Here is a 22664-nt window from a genome sequence, read left to right on the forward strand (position 1 = left end):
TGCCGGCCCGACGGAATGCATCCGGGGGCCGGCTCTTGCAGTCGATCGGTCGGTTTTCAGTCGGCCAGCCGGGTGGTCAGGCGCGGGGCGGTGCTGCTGGCTGCCGCGACATAGCGGGCGCGCAGCGGTTTCAGGACGAACAGGGCGAGGAAGGCGGCCAGCGCGTTGACGATGGCGACGCTGTAGAAGACGGTCTGCCAGCTGCCGGTCGCCTCTACCATCAGGTTGCCGACGGGGACCAGCAGGGCGGCCACGCCCTTGGCGGTATAGAGCAGCCCGGCGTTGGTGGCGGCGAAGCGCGAACCGAAGGTGTCGCCACAGCAGGCCGGGAACAGGCTGAAGATCTCGCCCCAGGCGAAGAACACCAGACCGGTCAGGATGACGAAGGCCACCGGATCGGCGCCGTAGGCGCTGAGCGCCATCACGCCGACCGCCTCGATGGTGAAGGCGATGAACATCGTGTTCTCGCGCCCGATATGGTCGGACACCCAGCCGAAGAAGGGACGGGTGATGCCGTTCATCACCCGGTCGATCGACAGGGCGAAGGTCAGTGCCGGCAGGGTCAGGCCGAGGATGCTGACCGGCGCATCGACCAGCCCCATGTCGGCGGCGATGGGGCCGAGCTGGGCGGTCACCATCAGGCCGCCGGCGGCGACCATGGTGAACATGCCGTACATGAGCCAGAAGACCGGCGTGCGCAGCATCTCCTGCGGGGCATACTGGCGGCGCTGCGGCGCGGAGCCGCCGCGCGCCTGCCCATAGCCCAGCTTGGGCGGGTCGACCAGGAACCAGGCGAGCACCAGGATCACCAGCCCCTGGCCGAGACCGAAGGTCATGAAGGTGGTCTCGAAGCCGGAGGTCTCGATCATGGTGGCGATCGGCACGACCGTCAGGGCGGAGCCGGCGCCGAAGCCGGCGGCTGTCAGGCCGGCGGCCAGCCCGCGCCGGTCGGGGAACCATTTCAGCGCGTTGCCGACGCAGGTGCCATAGACGCCGCCGGCGCCGATGCCGCCGATCACCGCAGCCAGATAGAGCAGCACCAGCGAGTCCGCCACCGCGTTCAGCGCCCAGGACAGGGCGCACAGCGCGCCGCCCACCAGCACGACGATGCGCGGGCCGAATTTGTCGACGAACCAGCCCTCCACCGGCACCAGCCAGGTTTCGGTGACGATGAAGATGGTGAAGGCCACCTGGATCGCCGTGCGGCCCCAGCCATGCTTGTCGTCGATCGGTTCGACGAACAGGGTCCAGCCATATTGCAGGTTGGCGATCATCGACATGCAGACGATGCCGATGGCCAGCTGCATCCAGCGCCCGCCCCAGGGTGCGACCTGGGCCGTATTGCCGTGCGCGTCACGCACCATGTCCTTCCTCCCCATTGCACCCGACATGTTCTGTTCGGACCGCCGGACCCTTGGCTTTTTGTGTGGCCGCATTCTTTGGTTCTGGTATCCGGTCCGGAAAAAAGGCGACCGGGATGGGGCGCCCTAACACCAACTTATGGTTGCTGGCATGCCAAATGCCCCATGCCCGCCCTCACGATCGTCAGTTTGTCGGATGATGTCAATACGAACCATTTGTTGTCCCAGCAACATGCATGCGAAATGTCGATGTGAATCCCTTGGATTTCCGCCAGCTGGAAAAATCCTGATCCGCGGGCTGGCCGAAAGCGCCACGTCCTGTGATGATGAGCGGCCGATCAGAAGGATGTGGTCCCATGTCGCTGCCCGAGCCGCCGCTGCTGGTGATCACCGATCGCAGGCTGGCCGACCGGCCGCTGCCGCAGGTGGCGGAGCGTCTGTTCGCATGCGGTGTGCGTTGGCTGTCCTTGCGGGACAAGGATTTGCCTGACGGAGAGCGGGTGGAGCTGGCTCGCGCCCTGGTGGTGCGGGCAGGCCCCTGGGGTGCGCGCATCACCCTGCATGGCGATCCGGCACTGGCGGCGGCGGCGGGGGTGGACGGGGTGCATCTCCCCTCCAACGGCGATCCGGCCGCGGCCCGCGCGCTGCTGGGGGTGGGGGCGCTGATCGGCCTGTCGTTCCACGACTCGGACGGTGCCGAGGCGATGGAGCGGGCGGCCGGGCAGGCCGATTACGTGACGCTCTCGCCGGTTTTCCCGTCCGCCAGCAAGCCGGGCTACGGGCCTTGCCTGGGCGCCGCCGGGCTGCGGCGATGGGTGGCGTTGGGCGTGGCGAGGGGTGTGCCGGTGATCGGGCTGGGCGGCCTCGACCGTGCGGATGCGGTGGCGGAATGCCGTGTCGCCGGGGCGGCGGGCGTCGCGGTGATGGGGCTGGCGATGCGCGACGCGCAGGCGCTGGCGCCGCTGCTGGCAGCATTGGCGCCGGCTGGATCCGCGACACTGCCCCACGCTTGACCTCAGGCGGGTTTCACGCCTGTCCCCCTGGACATTTCAACGCCTTGCATGCATCTGGTATGTAGGATACGAAAACGCCAATGGTCCCGAACCGGGACCCGGCCGGGTGCGCCGCAACGTCCGGCGAGACATGAGGACATCGACTCCATGACCGTTCCCGCTCTCAACGTCCAGCCCCTCGACACCGGAACCACCTTCCGCAGTCAGGTCTATCACGCGCTGAAGCAGGCGATCACGGAGATGGACATCTATGACCATGACCGTGAGATCCGGCTGGACGAACGGCAGCTCAGCGACAAGCTCGGCGTCAGCCGCACCCCGATCCGCGAGGCGCTGACCCTGCTGGAGCAGGAGGGCTTCATCCGCCTGCAGCCGCGCCGCGGCATCTTCGTCGTCCGCAAGACCAAGACCGAGATCATCGAGATGATCCAGGTCTGGGCCGCGCTGGAAAGCATGGCCGCCCGCATGGCCGCCGAACACGCCCCGGCGGCGGAGATCCACAAGCTGTGGGACCTGTTCGGCAACTTCGAGCAGCGCAGCCCGAAGGATCATGTCAGCGAATATTCCGACGCCAACATCGCCTTCCACAAAAGCATCATCCAGTTGAGCGGGTCGAAGCTGATCCAGGACGTCACCGACAACCTGTTCATCCACATGCGGGCGATCCGCAAGCTGACCATTGGCCAGGAGGACCGGGCCGAACGCTCCATCCACGACCACCGCGCCATCATCAAGGCCCTGGAGGACCGCGACGCCAACCTCGCCGAGCGGCTGGTGCGCGAGCACACCATGGGGCTGGCCGCGCATGTGGAGAAGCACTGCGACTTCCTGGAGTGAGGGATAGGCCAGGGTGGCTTGCGCCGCCCTGAACCTGCCGGATCTCAGGCCGTTATCGTCTCCCTCTGCGCCGTCTCCACCTTCGGCACGTCGTCCCCGTCGATGGTCACGACCCGCAGGGCATTGGTCTTGCCCGGCGTCCCGAACGGCACGCCGGCGGTGACCACCAGCGCCTGCCCCGACCGGCCGATGCCCGCATCCGCCGCTGCGGTCAGTGCGCGGCCCACCATCTCCGAGAAATTCGCCACGTCGTCGGTCAGCACGGCATGGACGCCCCAGGCCAGCGACAGCCGCCGTGCCGTTGCCTCGTTGGCGCTAAGGCCGAGGATCGGCACGCTCGGTCGTTCGCGCGAGGCGCGCAGCGTGGTCGAGCCGGTGGTGGTGTAGGTGACGATCGCGGCGGCGCTGATCGTCTCCGCGACCTGTCGGGCGGCGGCGGTCAGCGCATCGGGGGCGGTCGCCTCCGGGCTGGGATGGTCTGCGTCCATGATGCGGCGGTAGAGCGGATCGCCCTCCACCCGGCGGACGATGCGCTCCATCATCGCCACCGCCTCCACCGGATAGCGGCCGGAGGCGGATTCGGCACTCAGCATCACCGCGTCGGCCCCGTCATAGACGGCATTGGCGACGTCGGAGGCCTCGGCGCGGGTCGGGGTTGGCTCCGACACCATCGATTCCAGCATCTGGGTGGCGACGATCACCGGCTTGCCCATGGCACGGCTCAGCCGGATCATCTTCTTCTGCAAACCCGGCACGTCCTCCGGCGGCAGTTCGACGCCGAGGTCGCCGCGCGCCACCATCACCGCATCGGACAGCTCGATGATGCGGTCGAGCGTCGGCAGGGCGGCCGGCTTCTCGATCTTGGTCATCACATGCGCCCGGTTGCCGATCAGCTCGCGCGCTTCCAGGATGTCTTCCGGCCGCTGGACGAAGCTGAGGCCGATCCAGTCCACCCCAAGCTCAAGCCCGAAGGCGAGGTCGCTGCGGTCCTTCTCCGACAGGGCGCTCAGCGCCAGCGCCGCGCCGGGGACGTTGACGCCCTTGCGGTCGGACAGCATGCCGCCGGCCACCACCTCCGTCTCGGCGAAGTCGGGGCCGCAATCGAGGACGCGCAGGCGGATGCGCCCGTCGTTCAGCAGCAGGTCCAGGCCGGGTTCCAGGCTGGCGAACACCTCGGCATGGGGCAGGCAGACGCGGCGGCTGTCGCCCGGCCGGCGGTCGAGATCCAGGCGGAAGCGGTCGCCGATGGAAAGCTCCACCGGCCCGAAGCCGAAGGTGCCGACCCGCAGCTTCGGCCCCTGGAGGTCGAGCAGGACACCGATCGGCCGGCCCACGGTCTTCTCGGCGGCGCGGACGCGGGCGAAGCGCTCGGCATGTTCGGCCTGGGTGCCGTGGCTGGCATTCAGGCGGAAGACATTCACACCGGCCCGCGCCAGGGCCGTGATCTGGCTTTCCGACGAGCTGGCGGGGCCCAGCGTGGCGACGATCTTTGTGCTGCGGTGAAACGGCATGACGACAGCCTTCCTCCACCCGGCCCTTCACGAAAAAGGGGCGGGACTGGCGAACGATGATGAGTTGAGGTTCGGTGTTGGTCCGATGCTGGAAGTGCTAGGCCGGATGGTCAAACGGCGCCCGCTCCTTATTCCGCATCGTGAGAGTGGTTCCTCCCGCCGCAGATGGACAGCCGCCCGGCCCGTCGGCGACAGTTGGGTATGTCCGAGACCGTACCTGAAAGCCCCGTTCCGCCCCATCCCGCCGCCACGCTGATCCTGCTGCGGGATGGACCCGAGGGGCTGGAACTGCTGGTGATGGAACGCCATCCCGGCCTGCGCTTCGCCCCCGGCGCCACCGTCTTCCCCGGCGGCCGGCTGGAGGCGGCGGACCATGATCCGCACTGGCACACCCGCTGGCCGGACGGAGACCCGCCGGCCGATCTCGCGCATCGCGTCGCCGCCCTGCGGGAGTGCGCGGAGGAGTGCGGCCTGCTGCTTTCCCGCGATCCCCTCACCCCGACCGCGCTCGACGGGCTGCGCCGGGCGCTGGCGGCGGGGGAGGGATTCGCCGTTGCGCTGGCGCGGGTGGGTGCGGTCCCCGCCCTCGGCCGCATGGCGCCGCTGGCGCGCTGGGTGACACCGGAGATGTTGCCCCGCCGCTTCGACACGCTGTTCTTCCTGGCCCCCGCGCCCGAGGGACAGCAGCCGGTCTGCGACGGCGGCGAGGCGGTCGGTGCGCTGTGGGCCACCCCGCGCCGCCTGCTGGCGGAGGAGGAGGCCGGGCGGCGACGCTTGGTCTTCGCCACCCGGATGACCCTGCTGCGACTGGCCGGCTGTGCCGACGTGGCGGCGGCGCTGGCCTGTGCCCGAAGCGATGGCGGATTTCCGCCGCCGATCCTGCCGCGGCTGGTGGAAGCGCCGGCCGGTCCGGCGTTCCGGATCCCAGCCGGCTGCGGCTTTTCGCCACTGGAGACCGCTGCCGAGCATGTTAGGCTTGGGTAAGATTAGGCAAGCCTAGGCGGGTTTCCGCGATGTGAAAATTGCGCGATGGTGCTATTGTGCGACGCGGAATGCGCAATCAATCTCCAGACTGACGCTCGGCGCCGGATGACGGCGCCCGATAATGGTGCCGGGGCGGAGGCAGGAGGATCGCGCAATGGATGTCGGGTTCATCGGGGATGGGGAGATGGCCGATGCGATCATGGACAGGCTGCGGCAGGCCGGGCACCGGCTGCACCACGACTGTCATGGCCGCAGCGCGTTCCGCGACCGTGCCGGGGCCTGCGACGTCGTGATGATGCTGTTGCCCGATGCCCACGCGGCCGAGGCCGCCCTGTTCGCCGACGATGGCTTTGCCACCGCCCTGGCGCCGGGCGCGCTGGTGATCGACCTGTCGTCCCTGTCGCCCGCTGAGGTTTCGGCCAACGCCTTGCGGCTCGCCGATCTGGGCGTCCTGCTGGCCGATGCGCGGGTACGCCCCGGCCTCACCATCAATCCCATCATCGATCTGGGCGGCAGTGATGCGGCCTGCGCGCGGGCCGAACCGCTGCTGCGGCTGTTTACCGATGGCGTTGTCCGCGCCGCGGACAGGAAAAGCGACGATCCGGATGGACTGCACCGGCTGCTGCGTCTGATGGCCTTCAACGGGCCGGCCGAACCCATGTTGAGCGCATCATGAACACCGTCACGGCTCCCGACATCGCCCCGATCCGCCTCCCGGCCGCTCCCATCCTGGCGACCGTAGCGGACGTGATCGTCCCGTTCGGGGCCGGGGTTTCGCACGGCAGGGCCGATGTGGAGCGTCTGGGCAACAAGGGTGCGCGGCTGGTGGAGATGGCTGCCCTCGGCGTTCCAGTGCCGCCGGGCTTCGTCATCGCTGCGGAGGCCGGGCGCGGGCTGGGCGCTGTGGATGCGCTGCCGGCCGACCTGCCGGAGCTGATCGACGACGCCATCCTGGCGCTGGAACGGCGGGCCGGAGCGCGGTTCGGCGATGGCGACCATCCGCTTCTGTTGTCCGTCCGCTCGGGTGCGGCGGTGTCGATGCCCGGCATGATGGACAGCATCCTCAACCTCGGCCTCAACGATCGCAGCGTTCAGGGGCTGGCGGCGAGTTCCGGCGATGCGCGCTTTGCCTACGACTGCTATCGCCGGCTGGTCCAGTGTTTCGGCTGCGTGGTGATGGGCGTGCCCGGCCACCGGTTCGAGGCGCTGCTCGACGAACACAAGGAGGAACGGGGGCTCCAGCGCGACAGCGACCTGACGGCGGAGGACTGGCGCGCTCTGTTGCCGCGTTTCCTGCATCTGGTCGAGACGCGCTGCGGCCGGCCTTTCCCCCAGGACCCCACCGAGCAGCTGCGTCTGGCGGTGGCGGCGGTCTTCCGCTCCTGGATGAACCCGCGGGCGGTGGCCTTCCGTGCCCTGCACGACGTTCCGGAGGATCTGGGGACTGCGGTGACGGTGCAGGCGATGGTGTTCGGCAACCGCGGTCCGGAGTCCGGCACCGGCGTGCTGTTCACCCGCGACCCCTCGACCGGCGCCCCCGGCCTGTGCGGCGAGTTCCTGGCCGATGCCCAGGGCGAGGACGTGGTGTCCGGCACCTGCGACCCCGATCCGCTGAGTGCCGACCAACCCAATCCCGAGCGCTCGATGGAGCGCCGCCTGCCGGCGGTCTACGCCGAGCTGTGCGCTTTGGCCGAGCGGCTGGAGCGCGCCTTCGGCGACATGCAGGACATTGAGTTCACGGTGGAGAGCGGGTGCCTGTTCATCCTGCAATCGCGCAGCGGCAAGCGTTCCTCCGAGGCGGCGGTCCGTATCGCCGTCGACATGGCGGAGGAGGGGCTGATCAGCCGCGAGGAAGCAGTGCGCCGAGTCGACCCGCAGGCGCTCGACGAGCTGCTGCGCCCGACCCTGACGCCGGACGCCTTGGCCACCGCCATCGCGACCGGCCTTCCGGCCTCGCCGGGTGCGGCGACCGGCCGGGCCGCCTTCACCGCCGAGGATGCGACGCGGCTGGCCCGCGGCGGGGCGCCGGTGATCCTGTGCCGGCCGGAAACCTCGCCCGAGGACATCCACGGCATGCAGGCCGCCGTCGGCATCGTCACCGCCCGCGGCGGCTTCACCAGCCACGCCGCCACGGTGGCCCGCGGCATGGGCCGCCCTTGCGTCTGCGGCGCCCGCGGACTCCGCATCGATGCGGAGGAGGGCGTGATGCGCGTCGGCGAGGTGACGGTCCGCACCGGCGACCTGCTGACCATCGACGGCAGCAACGGCGCCGTGGTGCTGGGGACTGCGGCTTTGCAGCGGCCAACGCCGGATGGTGCGACCGCCCGCCTGCTGGAATGGGTGCGGGCTTGCGGGCTGGAGGTGGTGGGGAGTTAGACCCCCACCTAAGCTCCCCCGTTCTCAGCGGACCTGTACTCCGCCTGGGGCAGACTGCCGCTGCTTTTCCGAACATACCGCGAGCGACGCATGGGCCGGGTCTATGGACACCGGTCCTTTTGCTGCGCCGTCGTCCTGCGGGTGGGAACCGGCCCTCTTTACGACGTGGTGTCCACACGGTCTTTCCAAAAAGAAAGCGCGCCGCCCCATTCGGAACGGCGCGCTTTCCCTTTCACATCCTTTACGCTTCCATCGCCTTGACGACTTCTTCGGTGACCTTCTTGGCGTCGCCGAACAGCATCATGGTGTTGGGGCGGAAGAACAGCTCGTTCTCGACACCGGCGTAGCCGGCGGCCATGCCGCGCTTGATGAAGAACACCGTCTTGGCCTTTTCCACATCCAGGATCGGCATGCCGTAGATTGCGCTCGACGGATCGGTCTTGGCCGCCGGGTTGGTCACGTCGTTGGCGCCGATGACGAAAGCCACATCCGCCGTGCCGAAGTCGCGGTTGATGTCCTCCAACTCGAACACCTCGTCGTAGGGCACATTGGCTTCGGCCAGCAGTACGTTCATGTGACCGGGCATGCGGCCCGCCACCGGGTGGATGGCGTACTTCACGTCCACGCCTTCATGCTTCAGGCTGTCCGCCATCTCGCGCAGCGCATGCTGGGCCTGGGCGACCGCCATGCCGTAGCCGGGCACCACGATCACCGACTGAGCGTTCTTCATGATATAGGCGGCGTCCTCCGCCGAGCCGGCCTTGACCGAGCCTTGCGGACCCTTGGCACCGGCTGCGGCACCCGCCGCCTCGCCGCCGAAGCCGCCGAGGATGACGTTGAAGATCGAGCGGTTCATGCCCTTGCACATGATGTAGGACAGGATCGCACCCGATGAGCCGACCAGCGCACCGGTGATGATCAGCAGGTTGTTCTGCAACGTGAAGCCGATGCCGCAGGCCGCCCAACCCGAGTAGCTGTTCAGCATCGAGATGACCACCGGCATGTCGGCACCGCCGATCGGCAGGATCAGCAGGAAGCCCAAGGCCAGGGAGACGGCCACGATCAGCCAGAGCGCCGCGTCGGCATTCGACTGCACCAGCCAGCCGATCAGGATGACGGTCAGCACACCCAGCGCCGCGTTCAGCGGATGCTGCATCGGGAAGACCAGCGGCTTGCCGGTGACCAGCCCCTGGAGCTTGGCGAAGGCGACGATGGAGCCGGTGAAGGTGATCGCACCGACCGCGGTGCCCAGCGCCATTTCGACCAGCGAGCCCTTGGCGATGGCGCCGGGCAGGCCGATGCCGTAGGCCTCCGGCGAGTAGAAGGCGGCGAGCGCCACGAAGACGGCAGCGAGGCCGACCAGCGAGTGGAAGGCGGCAACCAGCTGCGGCAGCGCCGTCATCTCGATCTTCTTGGCGACAACGTAGCCGATGGCGCCGCCGATGGCGATGCCGAGCACGATCATCCAGTAGGACTGGACGATGGGCGAGGCCAGCGTGGTCAGGATGGCGATGGTCATGCCGACCATGCCGTAGATGTTGCCCTGGCGCGAGGTTTCCGGGCTGGACAGCCCGCGCAACGCCATGATGAAGCAGATGGAGGCGACGAGATAGAGAAGGGCCGACAAGGTTTCCATGGTCTTACTTGCCCTTCTTCTTGAACATGGAGAGCATGCGCTGGGTCACCAGGAAGCCGCCGAAGATGTTGACGGACGCCAGGATGACGGCGAGGAAGCCGAGGACCTTGGAGAAATCGAGGCCGGCGGGTCCGGCGGCGACCAGGGCGCCGACGATGATGACCGAGGACACGGCGTTGGTGACGGCCATCAGCGGCGAATGCAGAGCCGGGGTGACGCGCCAGACGACGTAGTAGCCGACGAAGCAGGCGAGCACGAGCACGGTCAGGCCGGTGACGAAGAAGCTGCCGTGGCCGGCGGTCTCGGTGACCGGGACCGGCGACAGCTGCGCCACCTGAACGGCCAGCGCGTCGACCTGGTTGGTCAGGGCCGCCAAAGTCTGGCGGAACGCGGCAATGTTGCTTGCGGGATCCGGGTGTTCCATGGGATCCGCCTCCTCACGCGGGTTGCGCTTCGCGGGCGTCCGCGAAGGCAGGATGCACGATGGCGCCGTCGCGGGTCAGCGCGATGGCCTTGACGATCTCGTCGTCCCAGTTGACGGCCACGCCGGTGTCTTTCCCGTGCAGCGACGTCAGCAGCGCCAGCAGGTTCTTGGCGTAGAGCAGCGAGGCGCTCTCGGCGATGCGGCTGGCGTAGTTGGCATGGCCGACGATCTTCACGCCGTTGGCTGTGGTCACCACCTCGCCCAGCCTGGCGCCCTCGACGTTACCGCCCTGCTCAACCGCCAGATCGACGATCACCGAGCCCGGCTTCATCGACGCGACATGCTCCGCCGTCACCAGGATCGGCGCCTTGCGGCCGGGGATCAGTGCCGTGGTGATGACGATGTCCTGCTTCTTGATGTGCTCGGCGACCAGGGCTGCCTGCTGGCGCTTGTAGTCGTCCGACATCTCCTTGGCGTAGCCGCCGGCGGTCTCGGCCTGCTTGAACTCGTCGTTCTCGACCGCGACGAAGCTGCCGCCCAAGGACTGGACCTGCTCCTTCACCGCCGGACGCACGTCGGTGGCCGAGACGATGGCGCCGAGACGCTTGGCGGTGGCGATGGCCTGGAGACCGGCGACGCCGACGCCCATGATGAAGGCACGGGCCGGCGGCACGGTGCCGGCGGCGGTCATCATCATCGGAAAGGCGCGGCCATATTCCGATGCGGCATCGACGACGGCCTTGTAGCCGGCGAGGTTGGCCTGGGAGGACAGCACGTCCATGACCTGGGCGCGGGTGATGCGCGGCATGAACTCCATGGCGAAGGCATTCACGCCGGCATCGGCGTAGGCCTTCACATGGTCGCGGCTGTTGTAGGGGTTGAGGATGGCGAACAGCAGCGCGCCCTTGCGGAGCAGCGCCAGCTCGTCCTCGCCGCCTTCCGCGGCGATCAGCGGCCGCTGCACCTTCAGCACGATGTCGGCATCGGCCAGCGCGGACGCGGCGTCGGCGGCGATGGCGGCCCCCGCCGCCTCATAGGCCGCGTCAGGAAGGCTGGAGCCGAGACCCGCCCCGCTCTCCACCACCACGTCCAGTCCGAGGGTTTTGAATTTCTTGACGGTTTCGGGAGACGCGGCAACGCGGCGCTCGCCCGGGCGGCGCTCCCTGGGTATCGCGATCTTCATATGGTTTGCTTTCGAAGGCCGGCCATGGCGGCGGGCAATAATCGGCCCGCTTCCGGATCAAGGCCGGGTCAGGGCGGGCAAGCGCCGAAGCGGCAAATCGGGTGGGGCGGCGGACATGCGCCGGCCCCACCCGCAGCACTCACTGGTTGGCGACGACCGGAAAGTCCCAGCCTTCGGCTGTGGCAGCGACCGTGGCTGCTGCTGCCGCAACCGGCAGCCCCTCGCCCGACAGCTCTTCCAACTGGCGGCGGATCAGGTCGCGGACGCTGACGACGCCGACCAGGGTCGTGCCCTCCAGCACCGGGACATGGCGGATGCCGTGTTCGTCCATCAGGCTCAGCACATGGCGCACCGGGTCGGACGGGCTGCAGCAATAGGGATCGCGCGTCATCAGCGTCGATACCGCCTGCTCCAGGATGGCTGGCCCGCGGTCGACCAGCGCGCGGACCACGTCGCGTTCGGAAATGACGCCGACCACCGTGTTGCCTTCGGTGCGGCAGACGTCCTTGACCACCAGCGCGCCGGTGTTCTCCGCCTTCATCAGGCGCAGCGCCGTGGTCACCGTTTCATTGATGCGCACCATGCCGATGCGCGTGCCCTTCTTGCGGAGAATGTCTTCGACCTTCATGACGCTCCACCCCCCTTTGAGACGGCCGGCATGACCCTTGTCCGGGTCTGCGCCGGCCGCGTCAGCTGACTTATCTGCTTACTGGGCCGCCACCGCTTCCGGCGTGCGTGCGGGAGCGGCCGCAGGCTGTGGCCGGCTGTAGCAGCCGGCGGTCTCGCCCCGCTGCTTCACCAGCGCCAGCACCACGTCGATGGTCGGCGTCGGCACGCCCACCATGCGGCCCATCTCCTGCACCACCGACAGCAGCGGATCGATCTCCATCGGCCGGCCGCGCTCCAGGTCCTGGAGCATGGAGGTCTTGTGCGCGCCCACGGCGGCGGCGCCGTTGATGCGGCGCTCCACATCGACGCGGAAATGGACGCCCAGCTTGTCGCCGATGTCCTTGGCCTCCAGCATCATGGCCTTGGCGACGGCACGGGTCTCGGCATCGCCGCAGATGACCTCCAGCGTGCCGTGGGTCAGCGCGCTGATCGGGTTGAAGCAGAGATTGCCCCACAGCTTCAGCCAGATCTCGTCGCGGATGCGGTCGAGCACGGGCGCGCGCAGGCCGCCGGCCTCCATCGCCTGGGACAGGGCGACGACGCGGTCCGACTTGGACCCGTCCGGCTCGCCGAGGGAGAATTTGTCGCCATAGACATGCTGGATGACGCCGGGCTCCACCACCTCGGTCGCCGGATAGACGACGCAGCCGATGGCGCGTTGCGGCCCCAGGCCCTTCCACTGGACCGAACCGGGATCGACGGTCTCCAGCGTACGGCCGTCGAACTCGCCGCCGGTGCCGTAGAAATACCAATAGGGAATGCCGTTGACGGCGGTGACGACGGCGGTGTCGTCACCCAGCAGCGGTTGCATCGCGGGCACGACACCGGGGACGGAGTGGGCCTTCAGCGCGATGATGACGTAATCCTGCGGGCCGAGTTCGGCCGGGTTGTCGGTGCAGCGGGGATGGACGACGGTCTTCTCCTCCCCCATCAGCAAGGTGACGCCGTTCTCGCGCATCGCCGCCAGATGCGCACCACGCGCCACCAGACTGACTTCGGCGCCCGCCTGGTGCAGGCGAACGCCGAGATAGCCGCCGATGGCCCCGGATCCGTAGATGCAAATCTTCATGCCGGATTCCCCTCTCCCCCGATTTCACTTTTTGAATGCTGTGGGGCTGGACGACGCCAGCCTGCCCACACCGGCCGCATCCATCGGCTGACCGGTTGCTTTGCAGCGGCATCCAACAGTCTGTCGCGCAAACTGTGTCTGGAGTTTGGTATACCACATACCGTATGTCAATGCGGAATGTGGGGGCACGGTTGAGATTGCGGGCGCCGGCTACACTCCGTTCGGATCAGGCTCCCTTCGCAAAGAAGTACAGGGTCAGCACCGTTCCGATGATCACCACCAGCGTCTTCAGCAGTTTCGGATCGACCCGCTTCGCCCCCATGGCACCGGCATAGCCGCCGGCAATCGCCGCCACCGCCATCGCTGCGGTCTCTGGCCAGGACACCGCTCCGGCGACGATGAAGGTGCCGACCGCCGCCGCGTTCATCAGCATCGCCAGCAGAAGCCGCAGTCCGTTCATGGCGTGGATATCGCGCAACCCGAACAGGGTCAGCGCCGCCAGCATCAGGAAGCCGATGCCGCCGCCGAAATAGCCGCCATAGATTGAGATCAGGAACTGCACCACCAGCACGCTACGCCCGCCCAGCCGCAGCCTGGAGACGATCCCCGGCGCATAGGCGCCGACGGCGAAGACGGATGTCGCGAACAGCAACAGCCACGGCACGAAGCGTGCGAAGACCGCATTCGGCGTCAGCAGCAGAAGCAGCGCGCCGGCCAGCCCGCCGACGAGGCTGAGGGCGGCGAAGACGGGGACATTCACCTGACCACCGGCCGCGATCTCCCGCCGGTAGGCCCAGCTGCTGGCTGCCTGTCCCGGAAACAGCGCCACCGTGCTGGAGGCATTGGCGGCGACCGGCGGTACCCCGGCGAACAGCAGGGCCGGAAAGGTGATGAAGGCGCCGCCCCCGGCGACGGCGTTCAACGCCCCCGACGAAAAGGCGGCCAGCATCAGGACGAGAATACCCAACATGATCGACCCACCCCTTTCGATCCGTGTTGACGAGGCAATTCGTATTCTGTATACAGAATATCAGTCTCCGACGGTGTTCTCTGCCGGGGATCTGATTGCCGGGAGATTGCAGGTCGTGAATGCGGTTCACGATCGATCTCCCAAAACGCGACAAACCGACACCGGGACCAATGCGGTGGTCCCGATGCCGGTTTGTCGTGTCGTTTGGCGGTGGTAATTCTGCCTTTACCTGGGCCGCCCTTATCCAGAGTTCCGGTCGGCCCCCCGGTCAACCGGAACTCCGTATTCCTTTCAATCGGCGCCTTCGGTCACCAGCTTGCCGACCGGCTGGGTGGTGTCCTCGGCGATCTGGCGGGCACGCATCGGCTTCAGGACGAACAGGGCCATGAAGGCGGCGATGGCGTTGACCGCGGCGGCGAAGAAGAACACCGCCTGCCAGCTTCCGGTGGAGCTCACGATCACGTTGGCGAAGGGAACGACCAGCGACGCGGTGCCCTTGGCGGTGTAGAGCAGGCCGGCGTTGGTGGTGGCGAACTTCGATCCGAAGCTGTCGGCGCAGCAGGACGGGAACAGGCTGTAGATCTCGCCCCAGGCGAAGAACACCAGACCGGTCAGGACGACGAAGGCGACCGGGTTGTGGCCCCACTGGTTCAGCGCCAGGATGCCGACCGCTTCGATGGCGAAGGCGACGAACATCGTGTTTTCACGGCCGATATGGTCGGACACCCAGCCGAAGAAGGGACGGGTCACGCCGTTCAGCACGCGGTCGATGGTCAGCGCGAAGGTCAGCGCCGGCAGGGTCAGGCCCAGGATGCTGACGGGCATGCCGTCGAGGTGGAAGTCCTTGGCGATCGGGCCGAGCTGGGCGGTGGCCATCAGACCGCCGGCGGCGACCATGACGAACATCAGGTACATTACCCAGAAGACCGGCGACTTCAGCGTCTCCTGCGGGGTGTAGTTGCGGCGGCTCTGCGAGATGTTGGTCTTGTTCTTCGGCAGCAGGGCCGGGTCGGCTTCCTTCAGGAACCAGGCCAGCGCGAAGACGATCAGTCCCTGGCCGAGACCGAACACCAGGAAGGTCTGCTCGAAGCCCGACGCCTGGATCATGTTGGCGATCGGAACGACGGTGAGCGCGGAGCCGGCGCCGAAGCCGGCGGCCGTCAGGCCGGCGGCCAGACCACGGCGGTCGGGGAACCACTTCAGCGCGTTGCCGACGCAGGTGCCATAGACGCCGCCGGCGCCGATGCCGCCGATGGCCGCACCGAGATACAGCAGCGCCAGCGAGTCGGCGAACGAGTTGATGACCCAGGCCAGCGCGCACAGCACGCCGCCGATCAGAACGACGATGCGGGGACCGAACTTGTCGACGAACCAGCCTTCGACCGGCACCAGCCAGGTTTCGGTCACGACGAAAATGGTGAAGGCGACCTGGATGGCGGCACGACCCCAATGATACTTCTCATCGATGGGGTTGACGAACAGCGTCCAGCCATATTGCAGGTTCGCAATCATCGACATACAGATTACGCCGATGACCAACTGCATCCAGCGGCCGCCGAGCGGTGCTCCCTGCGCCTCCGAATTCGTATGCTGCATCTTCTATCTCCTCCTAGGAAGCGGTTCTCTGCCGGTTCGGGCGTCGCTTCTGTTTTGATGCTTTAGGCGTTTTCTTTGGGTGTCTTCCGAGATGCTTTGGATTTTGATGCGGTCATTTGCTGTGGGTGGTGGCGCGGCGAGGATGCGGCCTCGGGGCGCTCCACTGTTTTGGGGGTCGGGTTTTCGTCCCCCGCCAGACCGGTGCGGTCCTGGTCCGATCTGGAATTATCAATATGGTATACCAGATGCCGAATGCGGCGCAAGTGATTAGTGGAAGGGGCGAACTGTTTCCGCAGGCTGCATTCGCGCTGCTGTTTGGCGTGACATCCGGCTTTTGGTTTTCCGGCACGCGGAAAGCTCGGCAGGCCAGCTTTTGGCCGGACAATCTATTGGCATATGGTATGCCAGAGCCAGGGACATGTCGCTGGCATCGATGCCTTCCCGGCAGAACCCATATTGATAAGGAGTCGACCGCCATGGACCAGCAGCAGAACATCGAGATCGTCGTGGCGCGTGACGATGCCGATATCGCCGCCAGCTACCCGATCATGAAGGAGCTGCGGACCCACATGACCGACCCTGAGGCCTACCGCGCGCAGATTCGCCGCCAGATGGACGATGGCTACAACCTCGCCCTGCTGCGGCTGGACGGCGAGATCGCCGGCTGCGGCGGCTTCCGCGTTCACGAGACGCTGTCGCGCGGCCGCTATATGTATGTCGAGGATCTGGTGACCAGCGCCGCCAAGCGGTCCTACGGGCTGGGCGACAAGCTTTTCGACTGGCTGGCTGGCGAGGCGCGGGAGCGCGGCTGCGCCCAGATGGAGATCATCTCCGGCATCCAGCGCGGCGAGGCCCACCGCTTCTATCACCGCAAGCGGATGACCATCAAAAGCTTCCAGTTGGTCCTGCCGCTCGCCTGACCGGAAACGAAAAAGACGGCCTGGAGAGGCCGTCTTTCTTACGATGAAGAACCGGAAGAGCCAAGATCAGAAGGCGCGCGGAAAGCTCGCCCAGGCCGGACCCGGCGGCAGTTCGTCTTCCGGCTCCTTCAGATCGGCTTCGGTCGGGTTGGCGAGGCGAAGCGGCGCGGAAGAGAAATCGCGCTGCGACTTGCCCGCATTGGCGATCTGCATCGACAGGATGTAGTGGACGGTGCCGCCGAAGACGGACAGCACAAGCGCCAGAACCAGCATTTCCAACATGTTCATCGCTCCAGTGTCTCGGTGGGGTGCTTTTTTTTGTTTGGTCGGCTTCGGCGTGACAATTCCGTTATGACGCAGCGCAGCAAATGGATCAAGTTTTTTGGTATACAAGGTACACGATGCCGGACATGCGTATGCCGCATGCCTTCCTTGATTTGCATGCGTAGCAAACATATCGCATTGCCAACATTCTTGCTCTGCTGCCTTGGTATTATGGATCCAACAGCGCCGGCTTCGATGCGCTGCACCATCATATGAATCGACCTGGAAATAGGCCCGTTTACGAAATTGTTTGATTGGCGTACTGTATTTGGCATACCATATTCATAGCACGACGCCCGGCCGGGCGCCCTGCCGCCCCACAGACGGGCCGCCCCAAGGTTTTCCCGCCAGCCGCAGCCGATCAGGAGCCACGCCATGAAGGTCGAACATATCCTGCGCACCAAGCAAGCCCGCGTCGTCGCCGTGCGGACCAGTGCAACGGTCGCCGATGCCATCCGCCTGATGAAGGCGGAGAACATCAGTGCCCTGGTCGTCAAGGACGTCTGCCGCACCGAAGGCAACACGCTGGCCGGCGTCCTGTCGGAACGCGACATCGTCCATGCGCTGCTGGAGCGCGGCGGCTCGCTGCTGTCGATGCCGGTGTCGCAGCTGATGACCCGCCAGCCGGTGACCTGCGCCCCGTCCGACAGCGTGCAGAAGGCGTTGCAGCTGATGGACCAGCACCACATCCGCCACCTTCCGGTCCTGGAGGACGGCCATCTGGTCGGCGTCGTCAGCGCGCGCGACTTCACCCGCCTGCAATTGCAGGAGCTTGACGGCACCGTCTCCGCGGTCGCGGAGCCGCCGGCCGCCGCCAGCTACGCCCACTGATCCATCCCACCCCAGCGGCGCCGCCGGCACATCCTGTCCGGCGGCGCCTTTGCCATGGGAGAGCCCGCCCCGTGACCACCCTGATCTTCACCCATCACGACTGCTTCGCGCACGACACCGGCCCCGGCCATCCGGAGGCGCCGGAACGGTTGGCGGTGGTCTGGCAGGTGCTCGACCGGCCGGAGTTCCGCGATCTGGAGCGCCGGTCCGCCCCGGAAGCCGATGTGGAGCAGCTGTCGCGCGTCCATGAGCGCTCTTACGTCGAGGCCGTGCTGGAGGCGGTGCCGTCCGATGGCTATCAACGGCTGGACGGCGACACGCTGCTGTCGCCGGGATCCCGCGGCGCGATCCTGCGCGCGGCCGGGTCGGTCTGCGCAGCGGTCGACGCCGTGCTGGCCGGCGAGGCGACCAACGCCTTCTGCGCCGTGCGCCCCTGCGGCCACCATGCCGAACCCGCCCGCGCCATGGGATTCTGCGTCTTCAACAACATCGCCGTCGGGGCCCTGCATGCCCGCAAGGTGCATGGGCTGACCCGTGTCGCCGTGGTCGATTTCGACGTCCATCACGGCAACGGCACCCAGGCGATGTTCGCCGACGACCCCGATCTGTTCTTCGCCTCCACCCACCAGTCGCCGCTCTATCCCGGCACCGGCAATTCGTGGGAGCGTGGGGTGGACGGCAACATCCTGAACCTGCCGCTGGAGCCCTACAGCGGCTCCGTCGAGTTCCGCCAGGCGGTGGAGCGCGCCATCCTGCCGGCGTTGGAAGCATTCCAGCCGGAGCTGCTGCTGATCTCCGCCGGCTTCGATGCGCACAAGCGCGATCCGCTGGCCCAGCTCGGCCTGACGGCGGAGGATTTCGAATGGGTGACGCGCAAGCTGGTCGAGCTTGCCGACCGCGTCTGCGGCGGCCGGGTGGTGTCGGCGCTGGAAGGCGGCTATGACGCGACCGGGCTGGCGGAGGGGTGTGCTGCGCATCTGACCGCGCTGATGCGGGCGTGAGGGGGAGCGTCGGCTACCCCCGCCCTGGGTCGTCGCCGACGACGCTACTCCACCACCAGATCGTCCAGCCGGAACCCCGCGATCTTGTAAATCTCCTCCAGCGCCCGGCCGAACTCCAGTTCCGGTTCGTTTGCGACGCGTTCGCGCATCGCCGCCAGGATCTCCTGCCTGCTGCTGAAGCGCACCGCCATGATGAAGGGGAAGCCGAAACGGTCGCGATAGGTGCGGTTCAGGTCGCGCTGCTCCTGCGCCTCCGCTTCGGTCAACTCGTTCAGCCCGGCCTTCGCCTGTTCGGTCTGCGAAAAGGCGGTCAGGTTGGCCGGACGGCTGGCGCGGTCGGCAAGGTCGGGGTGCGACAGGATCAGCGCCCGCTGCCGCTCTGGTCCGGCAGATCGGACGATGTCGGTCATCGCCGCGCGCAAGTCCGCGGCATCGGCGAACGGCCGCTTGTCCCAGGCGGCCTCGGCAACCCAGGGGCTTTCCTCGAACACCGCGCCCAGCGCCGCGACGAAGGCGGCGCGGTCCATCCGGTTCAGATCGTCCAAGCTATAGGGCATCTGGGCTCTCACTTCGCGGTGTAGGGGTGTTCGGCGATCCAGCGGCGGGCGATGTCGAGCCGGGTCGCCACCCACGCCTTGTCATGGCTGCGCACATAGTCCAGGAAGCGCGCCAGCGATGCCGCACGGCCGGGCCGGCCGACCAGCCGGCAATGGAGGCCGATGGACATCATCTTGGGCGCCGTCTCCCCCTCCGCATAGAGCGTGTCGAAGCTGTCCTTCAGATAGGCGAAGAACTGGTCGCCGCTGTTGAAGCCCTGGTTGGTGGCGAACCGCATGTCGTTGGCGTCGAGCGTATAGGGCACGATCAACTGCGGCCGGCCATGGCTGTCGTCCCAATAGGGCAGGTCGTCGGCGTAGGAATCGGCGTTGTAGACGAAGCCGCCTTCCTCGGCGACCAGCCGCCAGGTGTTGGGGCTGCACCGCCCGAGATACCAGCCGAGCGGCCGTGTGCCGGTCACGCGGGTGTGGACCTCGATGGCGCGCAGCATGTGCTCGCGCTCCACCTCCGCCGGCAGATGCTGGTAATCGATCCAGCGCCAGCCATGGGTGGCGATCTCCCAGCCGGCGGTCTTCATCGCGGCGACCACCTCCGGATTGCGCTCCAGCGCCATGGCGACGCCATAGACGGTAACCGGCAGGTTGCGCTCGGTGAACAGGCGGTGCAGCCGCCAGAAGCCGGCGCGGGAGCCGTATTCGTAGATCGACTCCATGTTCATGTGGCGGGCACCGGGGATCGGCTGAGCGCCGACGATCTCCGACAGGAAGGCCTCCGACGCGGCGTCGCCATGGAGGACGCAATTCTCGCCGCCCTCCTCGTAATTGATGACGAACTGCACCGCCACGCGGGCGCCGCCCGGCCAGTTGGCCTGCGGCGGGGTGGCGCCATAGCCGATCATGTCCCGGGGATAAGCGGTGTCGGTCATCGTCGTCTCGCTCTTAACGCTGCGGTCGAAGCGGAGACTACGCTAAGCCATTGGCGGCAGGGGGTTCAATCGGAGGATTGGCATCCGGCGGCCGAAGACAGTTTCCGGATCTGGGCGGGTGGGCAGGGCAGGGCGGATGCGCTTAAGCTATGGCTCCGAACTCGCACCGTCGTGGAGACCGCACAGCCATGGGCCGACTGACCACCCACGTCCTCGACATCGCCGCCGGCCGTCCGGCGCCGGGCCTGCGCATCCGCCTGACGTCGCTCGACACCGGCGCCGTTCTCGGCGAGTTCACAACGAATGCCGACGGCCGGCTCGACGCTCCGGCGCTCCAGGGCGAGGATTTCAAGCCGGGCCGCTACGAACTGCTGTTCATGGCCGGCGAGTATTTTCGCCGCATCGGCGCCATCGATGGTGACGGCCCGGACTTCATCGACGAGGTGCCCCTGCGTTTCGGCATCAAGGACGCCAGCCAGCATTACCATGTGCCGCTGCTGGTTTCCCCCTGGGCTTATTCGACCTATCGCGGCAGCTGACGCCCTCTCCCTCTTTCGGCACCGCTTTCCAGTCTGTGGAAAAGGCAAGCCGTTGATTTGCCGTTCCCACCATCCGCGCGCTTAGCTGTCCTCACGAACAATCGCGTTTGGTGAGGAGTCGAGCGATGGCGAGAATGACGGCGGCGGAAGCGGCGGTGCGGGTGCTGGAGCGGGAGGGCATCGACGTCTGCTTCGGCGTCCCCGGCGCCGCGATCAACCCCTTCTACGCGGCGATGCAGCGGCGCGGCACGATGCGCCATGTGCTGGCCCGCCATGTCGAGGGCGCCTCGCACATGGCCGAGGGTTACACGCGGGCCAAGGCCGGGAACATCGGCGTGTGCATCGGCACCTCCGGCCCGGCCGGCACCGATATGATCACCGGCCTCTATTCGGCGATCGCGGATTCGATCCCGATCCTGTGCATCACCGGTCAGGCGCCGCGCGCCCGCCTGCACAAGGAGGATTTCCAGGCCATCAACGTGCCGGACATCGCCAAGCCGGTGACCAAGTGGGCGCTGACCGTGCTGGAGCCGGCGCAGGTGCCCTACGTCTTCCAGCAGGCCTTCCACCTGATGCGCTCGGGCCGTCCCGGCCCGGTGCTGATCGACCTGCCGATCGACGTCCAGATGGCGGAGATCGAATTCGACGACGAGACCTATGAACCGCTGCCGGTCTACAAGCCTTCGGCAACCCGTGCCCAGGTCGAGAAGGCGCTGGCGATGTTCGCGGCGGCGGAACGTCCGCTGGTCGTGGCCGGCGGCGGCATCATCAACGCCGATGCCTCTGACAAGCTGGTGGAGTTCGCCGAGCTGCTCGGCGTGCCGGTGATCCCGACCCTGATGGGCTGGGGCACCATCCCCGACGACCATCCGTTGATGGCCGGCATGGTGGGCTTGCAGACCGCCCACCGCTACGGCAACGCGACGATGCTGAAGTCCGACTTCGTGCTGGGCATCGGCAACCGCTGGGCCAACCGCCACACCGGCTCGGTCGAGGTCTACACCAAGGGCCGCAAGTTCGTGCATGTCGACATCGAACCGACCCAGATCGGCCGCGTCTTCATGCCCGACCTCGGCATCGTCTCCGACGCCGGAGCGGCGCTGGACCTGTTCATTGAAGTCGCCAGGGAGTGGAAGGCGGAGGGCCGCTTCAAGGATCTCGGCGGCTGGGTCAAGGACTGCCAGGGCCGCAAGCGGTCGATGCACCGCCGCAGCGACTTCGATCAGGTGCCGATGAAGCCGCAGCGCGTCTATCAGGAGATGAACAGCGCCTTCGGCCAGGACACCACCTACGTTACCACCATCGGCCTGTCGCAGATCGCCGGTGCGCAGTTCCTGCACGTCTACAAGCCGCGCCACTGGATCAACTGCGGCCAGGCCGGCCCGCTGGGCTGGACCCTGCCGGCGGCGCTGGGCGTCCGCGTGGCCGATCCGAAGCGTCGCATCGTCGCGCTGTCCGGCGATTACGACTTCCAGTTCATGATCGAGGAACTGGCGGTCGGCGCCCAGCACAAGCTGCCCTACATCCATGTGCTGGTGAACAACGCCTATCTCGGCCTGATCCGGCAGGCGCAGCGCGCCTTCCAGATGGACTTCCAGGTCCAGCTGTCCTTCGAGAATATCAACGCGCCGGAGATCGGCGTCTACGGTGTCGACCATGTCGCGGTGGCCGAGGGGCTGGGCTGCAAGGCGATCCGCGTCACCGAACCCGACCGCATCCAGGATGCCTTCACCCAGGCCCAGGCCTGGATGGACGAGTATCAGGTGCCGGTCGTCGTCGAACTGGTGCTGGAGCGGGTGACCAACATCTCCATGGGCACCGACATCGACAACGTCACCGAGTTCGAGGAGACGCTGGACCTGCCGGTGGAGGAGAGCGAGACCGTTCTGGTCTGAGCGGCCGGTCTTCTCAAGCGAAAGGCGCGCCCGGCGGCGCGC

Annotated in this window: 22 protein-coding genes; 10 read left to right on the top strand and 12 right to left on the bottom strand. The window is 67.2% G+C overall.

Features of this window, described 5'->3' with window-relative positions; translation table 11 throughout:
- Positions 1 to 56 precede the first annotated feature (56 nt).
- Positions 57 to 1364: an oxalate/formate MFS antiporter gene (oxlT, locus tag J2848_RS22635; RefSeq protein ID WP_149232572.1), complete on the bottom strand. Its 1308-nt coding sequence runs from the start codon at positions 1362 to 1364 to the stop codon at positions 57 to 59.
- 353 nt (positions 1365 to 1717) lie between these two features.
- On the opposite strand from oxlT (J2848_RS22635), the gene J2848_RS22640 reads away from it, so the two are divergent.
- The gene (locus J2848_RS22640; protein WP_149232571.1) at positions 1718 to 2374 is read left to right on the top strand and encodes a thiamine phosphate synthase; all 657 of its coding nucleotides are present in this window, start codon (positions 1718 to 1720) and stop codon (positions 2372 to 2374) included.
- Positions 2375 to 2521: 147 nt separating this feature from the next.
- On the top strand, positions 2522 to 3211 hold the full coding sequence (locus tag J2848_RS22645; protein WP_109086305.1) for a GntR family transcriptional regulator: 690 nt from the start codon (positions 2522 to 2524) through the stop codon (positions 3209 to 3211).
- Positions 3212 to 3255: 44 nt separating this feature from the next.
- Here J2848_RS22645 and pyk read toward each other — a convergent pair whose 3' ends face one another.
- Complete coding sequence (pyk, locus tag J2848_RS22650; protein ID WP_149232570.1) at positions 3256 to 4722, bottom strand: pyruvate kinase; 1467 nt, start codon at positions 4720 to 4722, stop codon at positions 3256 to 3258.
- Positions 4723 to 4923: 201 nt separating this feature from the next.
- Here pyk and J2848_RS22655 point away from each other — a divergent pair, with 201 nt between their 5' ends.
- The 3 genes from J2848_RS22655 to J2848_RS22665 all read left to right on the top strand — a co-directional run bounded on the left by J2848_RS22655 (position 4924) and on the right by J2848_RS22665 (position 8082).
- Positions 4924 to 5706: an NUDIX hydrolase gene (locus J2848_RS22655; RefSeq protein ID WP_170307101.1), complete on the top strand. Its 783-nt coding sequence runs from the start codon at positions 4924 to 4926 to the stop codon at positions 5704 to 5706.
- Between the two features lie 184 nt (positions 5707 to 5890).
- The gene (locus tag J2848_RS22660; protein WP_246193978.1) at positions 5891 to 6382 is read left to right on the top strand and encodes an NAD(P)-binding domain-containing protein; all 492 of its coding nucleotides are present in this window, start codon (positions 5891 to 5893) and stop codon (positions 6380 to 6382) included.
- A complete protein-coding gene (locus tag J2848_RS22665) occupies positions 6379 to 8082 on the top strand; it encodes a pyruvate, phosphate dikinase (RefSeq protein ID WP_149232567.1) in 1704 nt (567 codons plus the stop codon). The genes J2848_RS22660 and J2848_RS22665 overlap by 4 nt, the downstream gene beginning before the upstream one ends.
- A gap of 241 nt (positions 8083 to 8323) precedes the next feature.
- Here the strand turns inward: J2848_RS22665 and J2848_RS22670 are convergent, their stop codons facing one another.
- The 7 genes from J2848_RS22670 to oxlT (J2848_RS22700) all read right to left on the bottom strand — a co-directional run bounded on the left by J2848_RS22670 (position 8324) and on the right by oxlT (J2848_RS22700) (position 15629).
- Positions 8324 to 9718: an NAD(P)(+) transhydrogenase (Re/Si-specific) subunit beta gene (locus tag J2848_RS22670; protein WP_149232566.1), complete on the bottom strand. Its 1395-nt coding sequence runs from the start codon at positions 9716 to 9718 to the stop codon at positions 8324 to 8326.
- A gap of 4 nt (positions 9719 to 9722) precedes the next feature.
- Positions 9723 to 10142: an NAD(P) transhydrogenase subunit alpha part 2 gene (locus J2848_RS22675; protein WP_149232565.1), complete on the bottom strand. Its 420-nt coding sequence runs from the start codon at positions 10140 to 10142 to the stop codon at positions 9723 to 9725.
- 13 nt (positions 10143 to 10155) lie between these two features.
- The gene (locus J2848_RS22680; RefSeq protein ID WP_149232564.1) at positions 10156 to 11325 is read right to left on the bottom strand and encodes a Re/Si-specific NAD(P)(+) transhydrogenase subunit alpha; all 1170 of its coding nucleotides are present in this window, start codon (positions 11323 to 11325) and stop codon (positions 10156 to 10158) included.
- 139 nt (positions 11326 to 11464) lie between these two features.
- Positions 11465 to 11953: a CBS domain-containing protein gene (locus J2848_RS22685; protein WP_149232563.1), complete on the bottom strand. Its 489-nt coding sequence runs from the start codon at positions 11951 to 11953 to the stop codon at positions 11465 to 11467.
- A 78-nt stretch (positions 11954 to 12031) separates the two neighbouring features.
- Positions 12032 to 13063: a 2-dehydropantoate 2-reductase gene (locus J2848_RS22690; protein WP_149232562.1), complete on the bottom strand. Its 1032-nt coding sequence runs from the start codon at positions 13061 to 13063 to the stop codon at positions 12032 to 12034.
- 226 nt (positions 13064 to 13289) lie between these two features.
- Complete coding sequence (locus tag J2848_RS22695) at positions 13290 to 14033, bottom strand: sulfite exporter TauE/SafE family protein (RefSeq protein ID WP_149232561.1); 744 nt, start codon at positions 14031 to 14033, stop codon at positions 13290 to 13292.
- 291 nt (positions 14034 to 14324) lie between these two features.
- Positions 14325 to 15629 carry an oxalate/formate MFS antiporter gene (gene oxlT, locus J2848_RS22700; protein ID WP_149232560.1) on the bottom strand — a complete coding sequence of 435 codons (1305 nt, stop codon included), beginning with the start codon at positions 15627 to 15629 and terminating at the stop codon, positions 14325 to 14327.
- A gap of 476 nt (positions 15630 to 16105) precedes the next feature.
- Between oxlT (J2848_RS22700) and J2848_RS22705 the strand changes: the two genes are divergently transcribed.
- The gene (locus J2848_RS22705) at positions 16106 to 16549 is read left to right on the top strand and encodes a GNAT family N-acetyltransferase (RefSeq protein WP_109086298.1); all 444 of its coding nucleotides are present in this window, start codon (positions 16106 to 16108) and stop codon (positions 16547 to 16549) included.
- A 66-nt stretch (positions 16550 to 16615) separates the two neighbouring features.
- Here J2848_RS22705 and J2848_RS22710 read toward each other — a convergent pair whose 3' ends face one another.
- Positions 16616 to 16837 (bottom strand): hypothetical protein, encoded by a 222-nt coding sequence (locus J2848_RS22710; protein WP_098737466.1) that lies wholly within the window; start codon positions 16835 to 16837, stop codon positions 16616 to 16618.
- Between the two features lie 411 nt (positions 16838 to 17248).
- Between J2848_RS22710 and J2848_RS22715 the strand changes: the two genes are divergently transcribed.
- Together J2848_RS22715 and J2848_RS22720 are read left to right on the top strand one after the other, a co-directional pair.
- Complete coding sequence (locus J2848_RS22715) at positions 17249 to 17704, top strand: CBS domain-containing protein (RefSeq protein WP_149232559.1); 456 nt, start codon at positions 17249 to 17251, stop codon at positions 17702 to 17704.
- A 71-nt stretch (positions 17705 to 17775) separates the two neighbouring features.
- A complete protein-coding gene (locus J2848_RS22720; RefSeq protein WP_149232558.1) occupies positions 17776 to 18705 on the top strand; it encodes a histone deacetylase family protein in 930 nt (309 codons plus the stop codon).
- A 44-nt stretch (positions 18706 to 18749) separates the two neighbouring features.
- On the opposite strand, the gene uraD is transcribed toward J2848_RS22720, so the two are convergent.
- Positions 18750 to 19262: a 2-oxo-4-hydroxy-4-carboxy-5-ureidoimidazoline decarboxylase gene (gene uraD / locus J2848_RS22725; RefSeq protein ID WP_149232557.1), complete on the bottom strand. Its 513-nt coding sequence runs from the start codon at positions 19260 to 19262 to the stop codon at positions 18750 to 18752.
- Between the two features lie 8 nt (positions 19263 to 19270).
- Complete coding sequence (gene puuE, locus J2848_RS22730) at positions 19271 to 20188, bottom strand: allantoinase PuuE (protein WP_149232556.1); 918 nt, start codon at positions 20186 to 20188, stop codon at positions 19271 to 19273.
- A gap of 188 nt (positions 20189 to 20376) precedes the next feature.
- Here puuE and uraH point away from each other — a divergent pair, with 188 nt between their 5' ends.
- Positions 20377 to 20727 carry a hydroxyisourate hydrolase gene (gene uraH / locus J2848_RS22735; RefSeq protein ID WP_149232555.1) on the top strand — a complete coding sequence of 117 codons (351 nt, stop codon included), beginning with the start codon at positions 20377 to 20379 and terminating at the stop codon, positions 20725 to 20727.
- A gap of 125 nt (positions 20728 to 20852) precedes the next feature.
- Positions 20853 to 22622 carry a glyoxylate carboligase gene (gcl, locus tag J2848_RS22740; protein WP_149232554.1) on the top strand — a complete coding sequence of 590 codons (1770 nt, stop codon included), beginning with the start codon at positions 20853 to 20855 and terminating at the stop codon, positions 22620 to 22622.
- Positions 22623 to 22664: the final 42 nt, after the last annotated feature.

Source organism: Azospirillum lipoferum (assembly GCF_024170005.1).
Taxonomy (GTDB): domain Bacteria; phylum Pseudomonadota; class Alphaproteobacteria; order Azospirillales; family Azospirillaceae; genus Azospirillum; species Azospirillum lipoferum.